The organism is Streptomyces sp. NPDC001744 (genome assembly GCF_042892575.1).
Taxonomy (GTDB): domain Bacteria; phylum Actinomycetota; class Actinomycetes; order Streptomycetales; family Streptomycetaceae; genus Streptomyces.
This window is the reverse complement of sequence record NZ_JBIAUG010000005.1, coordinates 115,434-130,123: the sequence shown is the minus strand read 5'-3', so window position 1 is coordinate 130,123 and position 14,690 is coordinate 115,434. Positions and strand designations below refer to the sequence as shown.

Below are 14,690 nucleotides of genomic sequence, written 5' to 3'. Positions count from 1 at the left end.
GCCGTGTCCGTCGCCACTTCCGCACTGACCCTGAAGTCGATCGACGACTACCTGGGTCCGGGTGAGGGCCGGTTCTTCTCCCGCGGGTACCAGCGGGCCACCTACCTGGTCCGGGACGTCGTCGCCACCCCCCTCGGCACCGAACGGCCCGGCGTCCGGGCCACCGTGGACGTCGGCTACCCCGCCGACTGGTCCCGCAAGAAGGACGGCACGGACCTGCGTCCGCACCTGAGCACCGTGGACGCGCTCGTCCTCGGCGTCCAGCTCGCCGAACTGCACCTCGTCCACGCGTACGGCCTGCGGGGCGCGGCCCGCTCCACCATGCGGCTGCGCGCGGTCGTGCTGCGGGCGGGCGGCGCGCCGCAGGAGGAGCTGCTGGGGATCCCGGCCTCCTCGCGCCTGGTGCGCACCGAGGAGGTGCCGGGCGCCGCCGGCCGGTTCCTCTCCGTCCACGACGGCGCGGTGGGCTCCCTGCGGGTGCGCTGCGAGATCGAGCACGACGCGGGCGAGCGGGCCACCGGCGAGGGCCGCTTCGACAGCCTCGACGAGGGCCTCGGCGACGGCCGGTTCCGTTTCTACGGCGAGGGGTTCAAGCGGCGCCGGCACGTCATCGGCAACGTCGAGGTCGACATGGAGGAGCTGACCGCCGGGGCGGACGTGCACTTCCGGGACGACCGGCCCGCCGGCGGGGTGGCCCTCGGCGTGGACGCGGCCACCGGGCCCGCGGTGTCGCCGGTGGACGCGTTCGTGGTCAACCTCCAGCTCGTCCAGGTGCTGATGTACGAGCTGGACCGGATCGACCGGGCGAACAGCAACACGCTGTGGATGATGCAGACGGTGCTGACCGCGGCGGACACCGTCCCGCCGCTGCCGACCGACCCCTCGGAGCCGGGGCGGGCCACGGCCCGGCTGCTCTCCAAGCGGCTGCTGCCACTGCGCGGGGGCATCTGGCGCAGCGTCGAGATCGAGGCGGGCCTGGCCGGGATCGGCCTGCGCTGCTCCTTCGCCCACGAGCTCCCGCCGGAGGCCGCCGCCAGGGCGGTCTGACCCGGGCTCCGGGGCCCCGGCCCCGCCGGAGCCCCCGTACCGGAGCCCCCCGTACCGGAGTCCGGCGCCTCCCCCTCGCCGGGCCCGACGCCCCCCGTGCCCGGGACGCGCCGCGCGCCGCGCGCCGTGTTCCCGGGCCGGGCCGGGCGCCCCCTCGCGTACTCCCGTGGAACGACCCGTACCCCCGTACACCCACCGACCAAGGAGCACCAGCAGATGCGTCTCGCCGTCTCCGGGACCTACGCCGCGGGGAAGACCTCCACGGCCATCGCGCTCTCCCACTACACCGGCATCCCCTTCGCGCCCGCCCGCTCCGTCCGCGAGATCCTGCCCGACGCGGTGCCGGGCCGGGCGCTCGCCGAGGTGACCCCCGCCGAGTACCTCCAGCTCGCGGTCCGGCGGCACGCCGGGCGGGTGTGGAACGAGGCACGGCTCGGCGACCGGCTGATCTCCGACGGGTCCTCGCTCCAGGAGTGGATCTACGCCGCCGCCCGCGTCCGGTTCGGGATGGACCCGGCCGCCCCCGCCCCGGTCCCCCCGCGCTCCGCCGCCATGGAGTTCTTCGCGGACGCCGTCGACCAGCTCGGACACGCCTTCCGGCAGCACGTGCGGGAGACGTACGACGGCTTCGTGCACCTGGTGGCCCCGCCGGGCGCCGCCGGAAAGCCCGAGGGGCACCGGAGGATGCATCCCGCCTTCCGCGCGTTCTGCGACGACATGCTGCTGCGGACCCTGGAGGGCCTCGGCCTCGCCCACCACGTCGTGGCGGAACCGGACCGGGCCGAGCGGCTGCGGACCATCGCCGTGCTGTACGGACTCGCCCCCGTCCGCTCCGCCGAGGAGGCCCTCGCGCTGGCCGCCGAGGAGTACGCCGCCATCGACTGGCGGCTGGAGCGCGACCGGACGCAGAGCACCGCCTCGCTGGTCGCGGCGAGGACCCGGTGAACGGCGGCACGGCGGCGCACGAGCGCCGCTGGCTGATGCTCCCCGTCGTCCTGGCCGCCCTGTTCATGGCCCAGTTCGACCTCTACGTCGTCAACGTCGCCGCCCCCACCCTGAGGGACCAGCTCGGCGCCGGGCCGGTCGCCCTCGAACTCGTCGTCGCCGGTTACGCCTTCACCTACGCCGGCGGCCTGATCACCGGCGGCCGGCTCGGCGACCTCCACGGCAACCGCGTGATGTTCCTCGGCGGGACGCTCGCCTTCACCGCGGCCTCGCTGCTGTGCGGCCTGGCCCAGACCCCCGGGCAGCTGGTCGCCGCCCGGCTGCTCCAGGGCCTGGCCGGGGCCGCCATGGTGCCGCAGGTGCTCGCGCTGATCACCGGCGTGTTCGGGCCGGACGAACGCCCGCGCGCGCTGGCCTGGTTCGGGGTCACCGTCGGGATCGGCGCCGTCGCCGGGCAGGTGCTCGGCGGCGCGCTCCTGGAGGCGGGTTCCACCGGACCCGGCTGGCGCCTCGTCTTCCTGGTCAACGTGCCGGCCGGGCTGCTGACCCTCCTCCTCGCCCGCCTCGTCGTGCCGGGCCCGCCGAAGGTGCGGTCGGGCACCGGCCTCGACCCGGTCGGCGCCCTCGGGGTCCCGGCCGGCCTCGCGCTGGCCCTCGTCCCGCTGATGACCGGCGGGACCGGCGGGTGGCACGCGTGGTCCTGGATCTGCCTGGCCGCCGCCGTGCCCGTCCTGGCCGGGACGTTCGCGTGGGAGCGTCGGCTCGGGCGGCGCGGCGGCTCCCCGCTGCTCGACCTGTCGCTGTTCTCCGCCGCCTCCTTCCGCCGGGGCCTGGTGGTCAGCGGGGCCGTCTTCGGCGCCTTCTTCAGCTTCCTGTTCGCGCTCACCCTGGTGCTCCAGTCCGGCCTCGGGCTCTCCCCGCTCGGCGCCGGCCTCGCCTTCGCGCCGCTCGGCCTGGCGTTCTCCGCCGCCTCCATGGCCGCCCGGCGCGTCCCGCCCGGCAAGGGCACCCGCACCGTGCTGGCCGGGATCGCCGTCGCCGCGACCGGGCTGCTCGCCCTCCTCGCCGAACTCCTCGCCCTGCCCGGCGAGCCGGGCCTCGCCCGGCTGCTGCCGCCGATGGTGCTCATCGGGTTCGGCAACGGACTCGCCGTCCCCGCGCTGACCGGCGCCGTGCTGTCCGGCGTACGGCCCGGCCAGGCCGGCTCCGCCGCCGGCGTGCTCACCACCGCCCAGCAGTTCGCGAGCGCGGTCGGCGTCGCGCTGATCGGCTCCGTCTTCTTCGCCGTCCTCGACGGCCGGACCGGGCCCGCCGCCCACGCCGAGGCGCTGCGCTGGGTCGCGGGCACCGGGCTCGTCCTGGTGCTGGTGGCGGCCGCGGCCGCCCGCTCGCTGCCCCGCCCGGCGGCGCCCGCCGCCCCCGCCGCGCCCGCCGCGGCCCCCGTTCCCCAGACCACCGGAAAGGCATGACATGCGGCACCGGACGCAGACCCCCGCCGGGGTCCCGGCCGAGGACCCGGCCCGGGAGCTTCCCGAGGTCCCGGCCGGGAACACGGCCGAAGCGCGCAAGAAGAAGATCGCCCTGCTCTTCGAGCGGATCATCACCCACGGCGACCTCGACCTCGCCGACGAGCTGTTCCACGAGGACTTCACCTGGCCCCAGTTCGGGCTGCGCGGACCCGAAGGGGTGCGGCAGTGGGTGCGCGCCTTCCGGACGGCCTTCCCCGACATGGTCGACCGGGTCGTCGAGCAGTGGGCCGAGGGCGACACGGTCATCACCCGCGTGGAGTGCACCGCCACCCAGCTCGGACCGTTCCGGGGGCTGCCCCCGAGCGGACGCAGGGCCACCTTCGCGGCGCTCGGCATCGACCGGTTCCGCGGCGACAAGGTCATCGAGCGCTCGGCGCACTTCGACCTCGCCGACCTGATGCGCAAGTACGGCCACACCGAACTGCGGGTGCCCGAGGTGGACCGGCCGTGAGACCCGCGCCCTTCTCCTACGTCCGCCCCCGCACCGCCGGGGAGGCGGTGGACCACCTCGCGGCGGCGGCCCGCGACGGCCGCGAGGCCCGGGTCCTGGCCGGCGGCCAGTCCCTGGTCCCGCTGCTCAACCGGCGCCTCGTCCGGCCCGACCTGCTCGTGGACCTCGGCCGGCTGCCCCGCCTCGCCGGCGTGCTGGCGGACGGGACCGGCGTACGGATCGGGGCGACGACCCCGCACGCCGTACTGGAGCACGGCGCCGACCCCGTACTGCGCCACCGGCTGCCGGTGCTCGCGGAGGCCGCCGCCCTGATCGGGCAGCCGCCCGTACGGGCGCGCGGCACGGTCGGCGGCAGCCTCGCGCACGCCGACCCGTGCGCCGAGTGGTGCCTGCTCGCGGTGCTGCTCGACGCCGAGCTGACGCTGCTCGGGCCGGACGGCACCCGGACGCTGGACGCGCCGGCGTTCCTGCGGGGGCGCCACCGCACCGCGCTGCGGGCGGGGGAGATCCTCACCGCCGTCCGCTTCCCGCACGCCGAACCGGCCGCCGTCCTCGTCGAGTACGGCGTCCAGACGGGCCGGCTGCCGGAGGCGGCCGCCTCCGCCGCGCTGACCCTGGGCGCCGACGGGCGGATCACGGCGGCCCGGATCGCGGTGGCCGGCCCGTGGGAGGTGCCGGTGCGCGCGCACGCGGCGGAGGCCCTGCTGACCGGCGCCCGCCCGGAGCCGGACGCCTTCGCGGCGGCGGCCCGGGCGGCGGTCGCGGCGGCGGGGGCCGGGGGGCCGTCCGGTGGCTCCTCCGGGGCGTACGGCGACTCCTTCGACGACTCCTCCGGTCCGTCCGGCGGTCATTTCGAGAGCGGTGAACTCGCCTCCTTGGCCGAGGTGTTGCTGCGCCGCGCCCTGGCCGGGTCCGCCGGCCGGGCCCGCGCGGCGGCGGTCGCGCACCGTCCCGAGGCGGTGGCGGCATGAACCGCGGCCCCCTCCCGACGCCCGGCCCTCCCCCGGCGGGCCGCTCCCCGGAACCCGCGGGCGGTCCCACCGCCGCGCCCCCGCCCGGCGGCACCCCACCCGGCACCGTCCCGGTCGGACTCGCCGTCAACGGCGACGCGCCCCGGACCCTCGACGTCGAGCCCCGGCGCAGCCTCGCCGACGTGCTGCGGCGCGACCTGGGCCTGACCGGGACGCCGGTCGGGTGCGAGACCGGGGTGTGCGGCTCGTGCACCGTCCTGCTGGACGGGGAGCCCGTGCGGTCCTGCGTCGTGCTCGCGGTGCAGGCCGACGGGCAGCGCGTCGAGACCGTCGAGTCCCTCGCCGGGGACGACGGCGGGCTCGGCCCGCTCCAGCGGGCGTTCCGTGACAACTTCGCGCTCCAGTGCGGCTTCTGCACCCCCGGTTTCCTCATGCTCGGCACCGCCCTGCTGCGCCGCGAGCCGCACCCGGACCGGGCGCGCGTCCGGGAGTGCGTGTCCGCGAACCTCTGCCGCTGCACCGGCTACCAGCCCGTGATCGACGCGATCGAGGCGGCGGGCCGATGAGCGCCCTCGGACGGTCCGTGCCCCGCCTGGAGGACGACCGGCTGCTGCGCGGACGCGGCCGCTTCCACGACGACGTCGTGCGTCCGGGGCAACTGTGGATGCGCGTCGTGCGGTCGCCCGTCGCGCACGCCGCGCTCCTCGGCACCGACGTCTCGCGCGCCGCCGCGCTTCCCGGCGTCGTCGCCGTGATCACGGCGGACGACCTGCCGCCCGGCATCCGGATACCGGTGCGCCAGCCGCATCCCGGACTCGACTTCACCCCCCACCTCCAGCCGCCGCTGGCCACCGGGGAGGTCCGCTACGCCGGTGAGCCCGTGGCCGCCGTACTGGCCGGGGACCTCTACCTCGCCGAGGACGCGGCCGACCTCGTCCGGCTCGACCTCGACCCGCGCGAGCCCGTCCTCGACGCCCGTACCGCACCCCCCGGCGAGGGGGTCGGCACCGTCGAGTTCGGGTACGGGGACGTCGACGCCGCCTTCGCCGGGGCCGCCCACGTCGTCACCGCCGACCTGCGCACCGGACGGCACAGCGGCACCCCGCTGGAGCCGCGCGGCCTGGTCGCCGAACCCGACCACGACACCGGACGGCTCACCGTCTGGGGCGCCGCCAAGATCCCGCACATCAACCGGCGGGTCCTGGCCACCCTGCTCGACCTGCCCGAACACCGCATCCACCTGCGGGAGACGGACGCCGGCGGCAGCTTCGGCATCCGGGGCGAGTTCTACCCCGAGGACTTCCTCGTCCCCTTCCTCGCGCTGCGCACCGGCCGTCCGGTGAAGTGGAGCGAGGACCGGGCCGAGCACATGGTCGCCGCCAACCACGCCCGCGAGCAGCAGCACCGGATCGAACTGGCCCTGGACGCCGACGGGAACCTGCTGGCGCTGCGGGACGAGGCGTGGCTCGACAACGGCGCCTACGTCCGCACGCACGGCGCGGTCGTCGCCGCGCTCACCGCCTCGATGATCTCCGGACCGTACCGGCTGCCGGCCTGCCGCTCCCGGGTGCACATCGTCAAGACCCACAAGACCCCGATCGGCACCTACCGGGCACCGGGCCGCTTCCAGCACAACTTCGTGCGCGAGCAGGCCCTCGACGTGGCCGCCGGCCGGCTCGGCCTGGACCCGGTCGAGCTGCGCCGGCGCAACCTGCTGACGGCGGACGAACTCCCGCACCGGCGTCCGATGTCGGTCTTCGGCTCCCCGATGGTCCTCGACGGCAAGGACCACCTGGAGCACTTCGACAAGGCCCTGGCCGACGTCGGCTACGAGGACTGGCGGGCGGAGGCGCGGGCCGCGCGCGCCGCCGGGCGGACGGTCGGCACCGGGTGCGCGGTCATCCTGGAGAAGGCGGGCCTGGGCTACGACAGCGCGGTGGTGGACATCGGCGTGACGGGCGCGGTCCGGGTGGTCATGGGCGGCGCCAGCGTCGGCCAGGGCATCCGGACCGTCATGGCGCAGATCGCCGCCGAGGAGCTGGGCGTGCCGGCCGGATCGGTGCACGTGGTGCTCTCCGACACCGACCTGCTGTCCGACGGGGGCGGCACGTTCGGCAGCCGCTCGACCGTGGTCGGCGGGACGGCGGTGCGCGAGGCCGCCCTGAAGGTCCTGGCGAAGGCGCGCGCGGTGGCGGGCGAACTGCTCGGCGCCGCGCCGGAGTCGCTCGTCCCCCGGGACGGCGGGCTCGCCGTCGGGGGAGAGCCCGGCCGCCGGCTGGACTGGGGCGCGATCGCCGCCGCGAGCTTCGGGCCGCGCTGGACGGCGACCGGCGACGAGCCCGGCCTCATCGGGCGGGCGACGTACGCCGCGCAGGGCATGACGTACCCCTACGGGGCCCACTTCGCGCAGGTCGAGGTGGACCCGGACACCGGGGCGGTCCGGCTGCTGCGCTACGCGGTGACCTACGAGGTCGGTCGCGCCGTCCACCCGGAATCCGTCCGGGGCCAGCTGCTCGGCGGCGCGGTGCAGGGCATCGGCGGCGCGCTGTCCGAGGAGTTCCGCTACGACGGGCACGGCGTCCCGCTGACACCGACGCTCGACGACTACCTGTGGCCGCGCGCGGCCGACCTCCCCGAGATCCGGGTGGTGGTCTACGAGGACGCGCCGGCACCGGGCAATCCGCTCGGCCTGCGCGGCGCCGGCGAGGGGGGCACCGCGGGCAGCGGCGCCGTCCTCGCGGGCGCCGTGCGGGACGCCCTGGGGCTCGCCGGCGACGTCGGCGCCCTGCCCCTGCACCCCGCCCGGGTGCGCTCGCTCGTCCGGTCGCACCGGAGGAAGAGGAACCAGAACGACCAGGGCGACCCGAACGAAAACGCCGGCCGCGACGGCCGCGCCGACCGCGACGGCCCTGCCGACCCCAACGACCCCAACAAGGAGGAATCATGACCGTGGACCAAGCGGTTCTCGACTGGCTCAACACCGATCCCGACTGGGATCTCCCGGATCCCGGACCCGACGGCCCGCTCGCCGTGGACGTGACCGCACCCTCGGCGGCCACGCTCGCGGAGGCCGGACCGGCGGAGCGCCGGGAGATCCTCTTCGACTACGTGTGCCGGGAGGTGGCCCGTTCGGTGGGCATCGCCCCGGCCGACCTGGACACCGAGCGGTCGCTGGTCGGCGTCGGCGTCGGCTCGATGCTCGGCTGCGAACTCCGGTACCGGCTCCTGGACGCGCTGGGCGACGCGCCGGAACTGCAGGAGATCCTGACGGCGGAGAGCACGCGCGCGCTGGCCTCGATGCTGGTGGACCGGCTCGGGTATGGCGGATGACCGCGACCCTGGCGCCGCCGGCCGGCGCGGACGTGTGGCTGCTGCGGCAGCCCGGGCCGGACAGCATCACCGGCGTCCTGGAGATGGGGGAGCTGGACGAGGCGGAGCTCCAGCGGGCGCGGGCCTGCCGTCGCCAGGCCGGCGGGTACCTGTACGCGGCGGCGCACATCGCGCTGCGGCGGGTGCTGTCCGCCTACGTGGGCGAGCCCGCGAAGGACCTCGTCTTCGGGCGGGGCCCGTGCCCGTGCTGCGATCTGCGGCACGGGCGGCCGATGCTGGTGAGCCCCGAGTCCGACCTGCACTTCTCGCTGTCGCACAGCAGCGGGATGGTGCTGATCGGGGTGGCGCGGGTGCCGATCGGCGTGGACGTCGAGAGGACGCCGAGCGAGGAGACCGCCCGGGTGTGCGCGCAGGCGTTCCACCCGGAGGAGCGCGCGGAGCTGGCCGAGGTCCCCGCGTGCGCGGGGACCTCGGCGTTCGGGCGGCTCTGGACCCGTAAGGAGGCGTATCTGAAGGGGCTGGGCACCGGCCTCGGCCGGGACCTGTCCCTGGACTACTTGGGGTGGGAGACCGAGAAGCACCCCGAGGGGTGGTCGGTGGTGGACGTGCCGGCCGGCCCGCGCCACACGGCGGCGGCGGCGATCGGCCACGACGGTTCCCCCCAGGGCCCGGTGATCCTGCGCTGGCTGCCGATGGAGAGCCTGTACAGCGGCACCCGCGCCGACCTGGCGCGGCGGAACTCCGTGCTCGCGGAGCTCGCCGCCTGAGACCGGCGCGCTCCGGGACCCCGGCCGGGTGACACGCCCGGCCGGGGTCCCCGTGCGCGCGGCGCCGGACGACCGGCGCCCGATGCCCGGCGCCGGATGCGGTGCGGTCCGTCGTGCCGTGCGGTCCGCCGTGGCGTGGGCCGCGCACCGGGCCCCGTCGCACGGCGGGTTCCGCACGTCGGGGCTCCCGCGCCGCAAGTCCCTTGACCGGCAAGGGCTTTCGCGCGCGCCGGCGCACCGCGCGCTTCCCGGTCGCGCCCCCCTCGGCGGCCGTGGCGGTGCTCCGGCGAGAACTTGCCAAAGTCGTCCGGCCGGGTCCCCGGACTCCCAAAACAAAGAGAACACTCGCTATTCTTGGGCTCTGGCCACACGACCCGCTCGCCGGAGGGAGCCCGTCATGCCCGTACCGCAGGCCGCGCGCGTGCCGGAGACCGTGCCGACCACCGATCCGCTGGCCCGGCGCCTGTTCCACCGCCTGCCGCGTGCCGACCAGCGCCGCTGGGCCGGCGCGTACCTGTCGGGTCTGGTCACCACGCCCGGCAGGAAGTCCGTGCGCAACATGGCGCGTTCCGCCGGCGCGTTCGAGACCGCCTCCCAGTCGCTGCACCAGATCGTCAACTCCAGCCCCTGGGCGTGGGAGCCGGTCCGCCGCGAGCTGGCCGGCTGGTGCGGGGAGCGGGCGCGGGTGCGGGCCCTGCGGGTGGCCCCGGTCGTCGTCCCCAAGCGCGGGGAGCACTCCGCCGGGGTGCACCGCCGTTTCGACCCGGCCGACGGACGGTCCCTCAGCTGCCAGCTCGCCCTCGGGGCGTTCCTCGTCACCGACCGGGGCACCGTTCCCGTCGACTGGCGCCTGAGCCTGCCCGGCCGGTGGAGCGAGGACGGCGCGCTGCGCGAGCGGGCCCGGATACCGGAGACCGTCCGCGACGGGTTACCCGGCCGGCTCGGCCTCGACCTGGTCGACGCCGCGGCCGCCCACCCCGTCACCGCCGGCCTCCCGGTCCTCGCCTGCGCGGAGGCGCCCGGCGAGGCCCTCCGGCTCGTCGCGGGCCTCGCCCGGCGGTCCCTCTCCTTCGCCGTCTCCGTACCGGCCGCCACGCCCGCGCTGTGCGGGCCGCCCGGCGACCGGACCGTACGCACGGCCCCCCTCGCCGACCTGGTGCGCCGCCTCGACCCGGCCGGGACCGCACGCGCCGTCCCGCCCGGGCCCGCCGGGGGCCGGGCGCGCCGCGTCCCCGCCGTCGTCCGGCTGCCCGGCGTCGCCGTCCCGCTGGCGCTGCTCACCGAGCGGACCGACGGGGCCGGGCGGCCGGTGCGCTACTGGATCACCGGAACCGACGGCGACTCCGCCCCGCTCGTCCGCCCCGGCGCCGCCGCGCTCCCCCTGGAGGTCCTGGAGGAGTGCGGGCTCCGCGACTTCGAGGGGCGCTCCTTCCCCGGCTGGCACCGCCACATGACCTTCGTCGCGGCGGCCGCCGCCCACCGGCTGCTCGGCCGGGGCTCCGTCCTGCCGACCGCGCTCTGACCCGAGGAGTCGACGTGTACGTCCTGACGGCGGAAGCCCCCGCCCGCGACGCCGTGCCGACGGCGGACCCGCCGGCGGCCGCCCCCTCCGAAGCCCCCCGGCGGCCGCCCGCGCCGCCGCGGCCCGCCCCCGGAACGCCGGCGCCGTCCGCGGACGTGGCCCACGTGCCGGTCGACGCGCTCCTGGAGGCGGACTCCCCCCGGCTGGCCGGGGTCGACCACGACCACGTGCTGCTGCTCGCCGGAGTGGAGACCGCCCTCCCGCCGATCGTGGTGCACCGCCCCACGATGCGCGTGATCGACGGCGTGCACCGGCTGCACGCGGCCCGTCTCAACCGCCGCGGGACGATCCCCGTCCACTGGTTCGACGGCACCGAGCGGGAGGCGTTCCTGCTGGCCGTCGAGGCCAACAACGGGCACGGCCTGCCGCTCACCCTCGCCGACCGCCGCGCGTCGGCGCGCCGCATCCTGCGCCTCTGGCCCGAGTGGTCCGACCGGGCGGTCGCGGCGAAGGTGGGACTGTCCGGCAAGACCGTCGGCGTGCTGCGCCGCGCCGACGCCGGGAGCGGCGAGACGCCCGCCGTGCGCGTGGGCTGCGACGGCCGCGCCCGCCCGCTGACCGCCACCGAGGGGCGGCTGCGGGCCGTGGACTACCTCGCCGTGCGGCCCGACGCCTCGCTGCGCGAGATCGCCCGCTCCGCCGGCATCTCCGTGGAGACCGCCCGCGACGTGCGCGACCGGCTCGGCCGGGGCGAGGGACCGCTGCCCCCCGGCGGCACCGGCCCCCGGGGCACGCGGGCGCGGGAGCCGCGCGGGTGCGCCGGACGGGTGGCGCCGGCGGACCTGCCGACCGTACTGGACTCGCTCCGGCGCGATCCCGCCCTCAAGTACAGCGACGAGGGCCGTGCGCTGATCCGCTGGCTGGAGACCCGGATCGTGCGCGAGGAGGAGAGCGGACTGCCGCTGCGCGCCCCCGCCCACCAGGCCCCGAAGATCGCCGCGATGGCCCGTGCCTGCGCCGCCTACTGGGAAGCCATAGCCACCGAGCTGGAACAGCGCGGCGCGCGCCACCCGTAACCACTCCTGAGAGATGATGAGATGACGGACGTCGCCTCGAACACCGCCCCCGCCCCGGCCCCCGGCAACCCCTGGGCCGCGTTGGCGGCCCTCTGCGTCGGCTTCTTCCTGATCATGATGGACACCACCATCGTGACCGTCGCCATCCCCGGCATGATGGCCGGACTGGACGCCGACCTCAACCGGATCACCTGGGTGCACAGCGTCTACCTGCTCACCTACGCCGTCCCGCTGCTCGTCGCGGGCCGGCTCGGCGACCGCTTCGGCCGCAAGCCCGTCTTCCTGACCGGCATGGCCGTCTTCACCGCCGCCTCCCTGTGGTGCGGGCTCTCCGGCACCGTCGGGACGCTCACGGCCGCCCGCGCGGTCCAGGGGCTCGGCGCGGCCCTCATGGCACCGCAGACGATGGCCTTCGTCACCACCCTCTTCCCGCCGCGGCGCCGCGGCGCCGCCCTCGGCGTGTGGGGAGCCGTCGCGGGCCTGGCCACCACCGCGGGGCCGCTGCTCGGCGGCTTCCTCACCGGCTCCGCCGGCTGGGAGTGGATCTTCCTGGTGAACGTGCCGATCGGACTGGTGGGCCTCGTCATGACCGCGAAGCTGGTCCCCGGCGGCCAGCCCCGCAACCACCGCCGCTTCGACCTGCCGGGCACCCTGCTCTCCGGACTCGGGCTGTTCGCCCTCGTCTTCGGCCTGCAGAACGGCCAGCACTACGACTGGGGAACGATCGCCGGTCCGCTGGACGTCGTCACCGTCATCGCCGCGGGCCTCGTGCTGCTCGTGGCGTTCGTCGTGTGGCAGCGCGTCAACCCGCGCGAGCCGCTGATGCCGCTGTCGATCTTCGGCCGCCGCCACTTCGGCTCCGCCGCCTTCGCCGCCGCCGCCATCGGCTTCGCCGTCACGGGCCTCTACCTGCCGCTGACCCTGTTCATGCAGGACGTCATGGGGCTCAGCCCGCAGCAGGCGGGTCTGCTGATGGTGCCCATCGCCGTCTCCAGCGGCCTGGCCGGGCCCTTCGCCGGCACGCTCTCCGACCGGGTCCCCGGCAAGTGGGTGGTCCTCGGCGGCTTCCTGGTCTTCGCCGCCGGCCTCGGTCTGCTCGCCCTCGCGATGTACGCCCACGCGGGCGTCTGGCCGACCGCCGGGGCCCTGTTCCTGGCCGGCATCGGCACCGGGGCGGCGTTCGGGCCGATGGCGAACGTCGCCACCGGCACGCTGCCCGTCGAGATCATCGGCGCCGGCGCGGGCGTGTACAACTCCGTGCGGCAGGTCGGCTGCGTCATCGGCGCCGCCGCCGTCGGCGTGCTGACGCAGGCACGGATCGAGCGGTTCCCCGACGACCTCGGCCGGGCCGCGGGCACCACCCTGCTGCTGCCGGTCGCCGTTCTCCTCGTCGGCGCCGTCGCCTGTCTCCTGATGCCCTCCGACCCGGCCGGAAAGACCCGTGCGGAAACACCGGGAACAGCGGGGGGAACCACCGAGAATTCCGACCTGGAAAAGGTCGGTTGATGCAGGGCGAAGCAATTGAGAAACACCATGAAAGGAACACGGCAGATGTCTGGCGACCGTGCACAGATCGACATCACGTCCCTCGCGGAAAAGGTGACCGGACCCGTTCTGACACCCGGACGGAAGGGGTATGAGGAGGAGCTCACCGGATTCCAGGCCGGATACCGCCACGACCCCGCCGTGGTCGTCGGCGCGGCCACCGCCGAGGACGTGCGCGCCGCCGTCGCCTGGGCCGCCGAACGGGGGCTCCCCGTCACCGCGCAGTCCACCGGGCACGGCATCACCGTCCTCGACCGGGGCGGCCTGGTGATCACCACCGGACGCCTGGACGGGATCACCGTCGACCCGGCCGCCCGCACCGCGCGGATCGGCGCGGGGGCCCGCTGGGAGCAGGTCGTCGCGCGGACCGCGCCGCACGGCCTGGCCCCGCTCAGCGGCTCAGCCGGGCACGTCGGCGTCGTCGGCTACACCCTGGCCGGCGGCCTGGGCCTGCTGGCCCGCGAGTTCGGCTACGCCGCCGACCTGGTCCGCTCCCTGGACGTGGTCACCGCCGACGGGCGGCTGCGCACCGTCACCGCCGACTCCGACCCCGACCTGTTCTGGGCGCTGCGCGGCGGCCGGGACAACTTCGGCCTGGTCACCGCCCTGGAGATCGACCTGCTCCCGGTCGCCCGGGTCTACGGCGGCGGACTGTACTTCGACGCCGGCCGGGCGGCGGAGGTCCTCGCGCACTTCAAGTCCTGGACGGCGACCGCGCCCGAGACGGTCACCGCCTCCGTCGGCATGATCGAGTACCCGCCGATCCCGGTCTTCCCGGAGCCGCTGCGCGGCCGCCACGTGGTGCACGTCCGCCTGGCCACCACCGACCTCGCCGCCGGACCCGAGCTGGCCCGCCCCTGGCGGGAGTTCGGCGTCGAGGTCCTCCACGACCACCTGGGCGAGATGGACTTCACCGAGGTCGGCTCCATTTACGCCGAACCCGACTTCAGCCACGCCTACGACGGCAACGCGGTGCTGCTCAGCGAACTCGACGACACCGTCCTGGAGGCCGTGCGGACCCTGGCGGGGCCCGGCGCGCCGGTGCCCTGCATCGTGGACCTGCGCCACCTCGGCGGGGCCCTGTCCCGCGAGCCCCGGGTGCCCAACGCGGTCCCGTACCGGGAGGCGGGGTACATCCTGCGGGTGCTGTCCGGCTCCGACGACGCGCCCGCCGGGGCCATCCGCGCCGCCCACGCGGCCCTGGACGAGGCCGTGCGGCCCTGGACGCTGGGCCGCTCGCTGAACTTCGTCTACGGCGAGCGCTCCGCGGACGACTTCGCCGACGAGCTCTACGACCCGGCGACCCGCGCCCGCCTGGCCCGCCTGAAGGCCGTGTACGACCCGGGCAACCTGTTCCGGAGCAACCTCAACATCGCGCCGGCCGCGTAGGCCCGCCCGCACGGAAGTGCCCCGGGACCGACGCGGTCCCGGGGCACTTCCCGGTTTTCCCGTGGCTCCGTGGCCACGGTGCTCCGGGCCCCGTCCCGTACGCCCCGGGAGGGGCGGG

13 protein-coding genes are annotated in these 14,690 nt (G+C 76.2%); all 13 read left to right on the top strand.

Going from position 1 to position 14,690, the window contains the following annotated elements; all coding sequences use genetic code 11:
* Positions 1 to 3: 3 nt before the first annotated feature.
* The 13 genes from ACFYZY_RS08535 to ACFYZY_RS08475 all read left to right on the top strand — a co-directional run bounded on the left by ACFYZY_RS08535 (position 4) and on the right by ACFYZY_RS08475 (position 14,572).
* Positions 4 to 1,047 carry an AvrD family protein gene (locus ACFYZY_RS08535; protein WP_388690917.1) on the top strand — a complete coding sequence of 348 codons (1,044 nt, stop codon included), beginning with the start codon at positions 4 to 6 and terminating at the stop codon, positions 1,045 to 1,047.
* Between the two features lie 216 nt (positions 1,048 to 1,263).
* Positions 1,264 to 1,992, top strand: coding sequence for an AAA family ATPase (locus tag ACFYZY_RS08530; RefSeq protein ID WP_388690915.1), 729 nt, complete (start codon positions 1,264 to 1,266; stop codon positions 1,990 to 1,992).
* Positions 1,989 to 3,461, top strand: coding sequence for an MFS transporter (locus ACFYZY_RS08525; protein ID WP_388690912.1), 1,473 nt, complete (start codon positions 1,989 to 1,991; stop codon positions 3,459 to 3,461). Before ACFYZY_RS08530 ends, ACFYZY_RS08525 begins: the two co-directional genes overlap by 4 nt.
* Position 3,462: 1 nt before the next feature.
* On the top strand, positions 3,463 to 3,972 hold the full coding sequence (locus tag ACFYZY_RS08520) for an ester cyclase (RefSeq protein WP_388690910.1): 510 nt from the start codon (positions 3,463 to 3,465) through the stop codon (positions 3,970 to 3,972).
* Positions 3,969 to 4,943: an FAD binding domain-containing protein gene (locus tag ACFYZY_RS08515; protein WP_388690908.1), complete on the top strand. Its 975-nt coding sequence runs from the start codon at positions 3,969 to 3,971 to the stop codon at positions 4,941 to 4,943. The genes ACFYZY_RS08520 and ACFYZY_RS08515 overlap by 4 nt, the downstream gene beginning before the upstream one ends.
* Positions 4,940 to 5,509 carry a (2Fe-2S)-binding protein gene (locus ACFYZY_RS08510; RefSeq protein WP_388690905.1) on the top strand — a complete coding sequence of 190 codons (570 nt, stop codon included), beginning with the start codon at positions 4,940 to 4,942 and terminating at the stop codon, positions 5,507 to 5,509. The genes ACFYZY_RS08515 and ACFYZY_RS08510 overlap by 4 nt, the downstream gene beginning before the upstream one ends.
* Positions 5,506 to 7,890, top strand: coding sequence for a xanthine dehydrogenase family protein molybdopterin-binding subunit (locus ACFYZY_RS08505; protein ID WP_388690902.1), 2,385 nt, complete (start codon positions 5,506 to 5,508; stop codon positions 7,888 to 7,890). Before ACFYZY_RS08510 ends, ACFYZY_RS08505 begins: the two co-directional genes overlap by 4 nt.
* Positions 7,887 to 8,273, top strand: a complete 387-nt coding sequence (locus ACFYZY_RS08500; RefSeq protein ID WP_388690899.1) for an acyl carrier protein — start codon at positions 7,887 to 7,889, stop codon at positions 8,271 to 8,273. Before ACFYZY_RS08505 ends, ACFYZY_RS08500 begins: the two co-directional genes overlap by 4 nt.
* Positions 8,270 to 9,040 carry a 4'-phosphopantetheinyl transferase family protein gene (locus ACFYZY_RS08495; protein ID WP_388690896.1) on the top strand — a complete coding sequence of 257 codons (771 nt, stop codon included), beginning with the start codon at positions 8,270 to 8,272 and terminating at the stop codon, positions 9,038 to 9,040. The genes ACFYZY_RS08500 and ACFYZY_RS08495 overlap by 4 nt, the downstream gene beginning before the upstream one ends.
* Before the next feature lie 397 nt (positions 9,041 to 9,437).
* Positions 9,438 to 10,562: an IS701 family transposase gene (locus tag ACFYZY_RS08490; RefSeq protein ID WP_388690894.1), complete on the top strand. Its 1,125-nt coding sequence runs from the start codon at positions 9,438 to 9,440 to the stop codon at positions 10,560 to 10,562.
* Between the two features lie 14 nt (positions 10,563 to 10,576).
* Positions 10,577 to 11,638: a ParB/RepB/Spo0J family partition protein gene (locus ACFYZY_RS08485; RefSeq protein ID WP_388690891.1), complete on the top strand. Its 1,062-nt coding sequence runs from the start codon at positions 10,577 to 10,579 to the stop codon at positions 11,636 to 11,638.
* 21 nt (positions 11,639 to 11,659) lie between these two features.
* Entirely contained in the window at positions 11,660 to 13,144 is a 1,485-nt protein-coding gene (locus tag ACFYZY_RS08480) for a DHA2 family efflux MFS transporter permease subunit (RefSeq protein ID WP_388690888.1), read from the top strand.
* Between the two features lie 45 nt (positions 13,145 to 13,189).
* The gene (locus ACFYZY_RS08475; protein ID WP_388690886.1) at positions 13,190 to 14,572 is read left to right on the top strand and encodes an FAD-binding oxidoreductase; all 1,383 of its coding nucleotides are present in this window, start codon (positions 13,190 to 13,192) and stop codon (positions 14,570 to 14,572) included.
* Positions 14,573 to 14,690: the final 118 nt, after the last annotated feature.

Coding starts and splice junctions, on each gene's coding strand:
- ACFYZY_RS08475 (WP_388690886.1), top strand. CDS start 13,190: ATGTCTGGCGACCGTGCACAGATCGACATCACGTCCCTCGCGGAAAAG.
- ACFYZY_RS08520 (WP_388690910.1), top strand. CDS start 3,463: ATGCGGCACCGGACGCAGACCCCCGCCGGGGTCCCGGCCGAGGACCCG.
- ACFYZY_RS08500 (WP_388690899.1), top strand. CDS start 7,887: ATGACCGTGGACCAAGCGGTTCTCGACTGGCTCAACACCGATCCCGAC.
- ACFYZY_RS08495 (WP_388690896.1), top strand. CDS start 8,270: ATGACCGCGACCCTGGCGCCGCCGGCCGGCGCGGACGTGTGGCTGCTG.
- ACFYZY_RS08490 (WP_388690894.1), top strand. CDS start 9,438: ATGCCCGTACCGCAGGCCGCGCGCGTGCCGGAGACCGTGCCGACCACC.
- ACFYZY_RS08510 (WP_388690905.1), top strand. CDS start 4,940: ATGAACCGCGGCCCCCTCCCGACGCCCGGCCCTCCCCCGGCGGGCCGC.
- ACFYZY_RS08530 (WP_388690915.1), top strand. CDS start 1,264: ATGCGTCTCGCCGTCTCCGGGACCTACGCCGCGGGGAAGACCTCCACG.
- ACFYZY_RS08505 (WP_388690902.1), top strand. CDS start 5,506: ATGAGCGCCCTCGGACGGTCCGTGCCCCGCCTGGAGGACGACCGGCTG.
- ACFYZY_RS08480 (WP_388690888.1), top strand. CDS start 11,660: ATGACGGACGTCGCCTCGAACACCGCCCCCGCCCCGGCCCCCGGCAAC.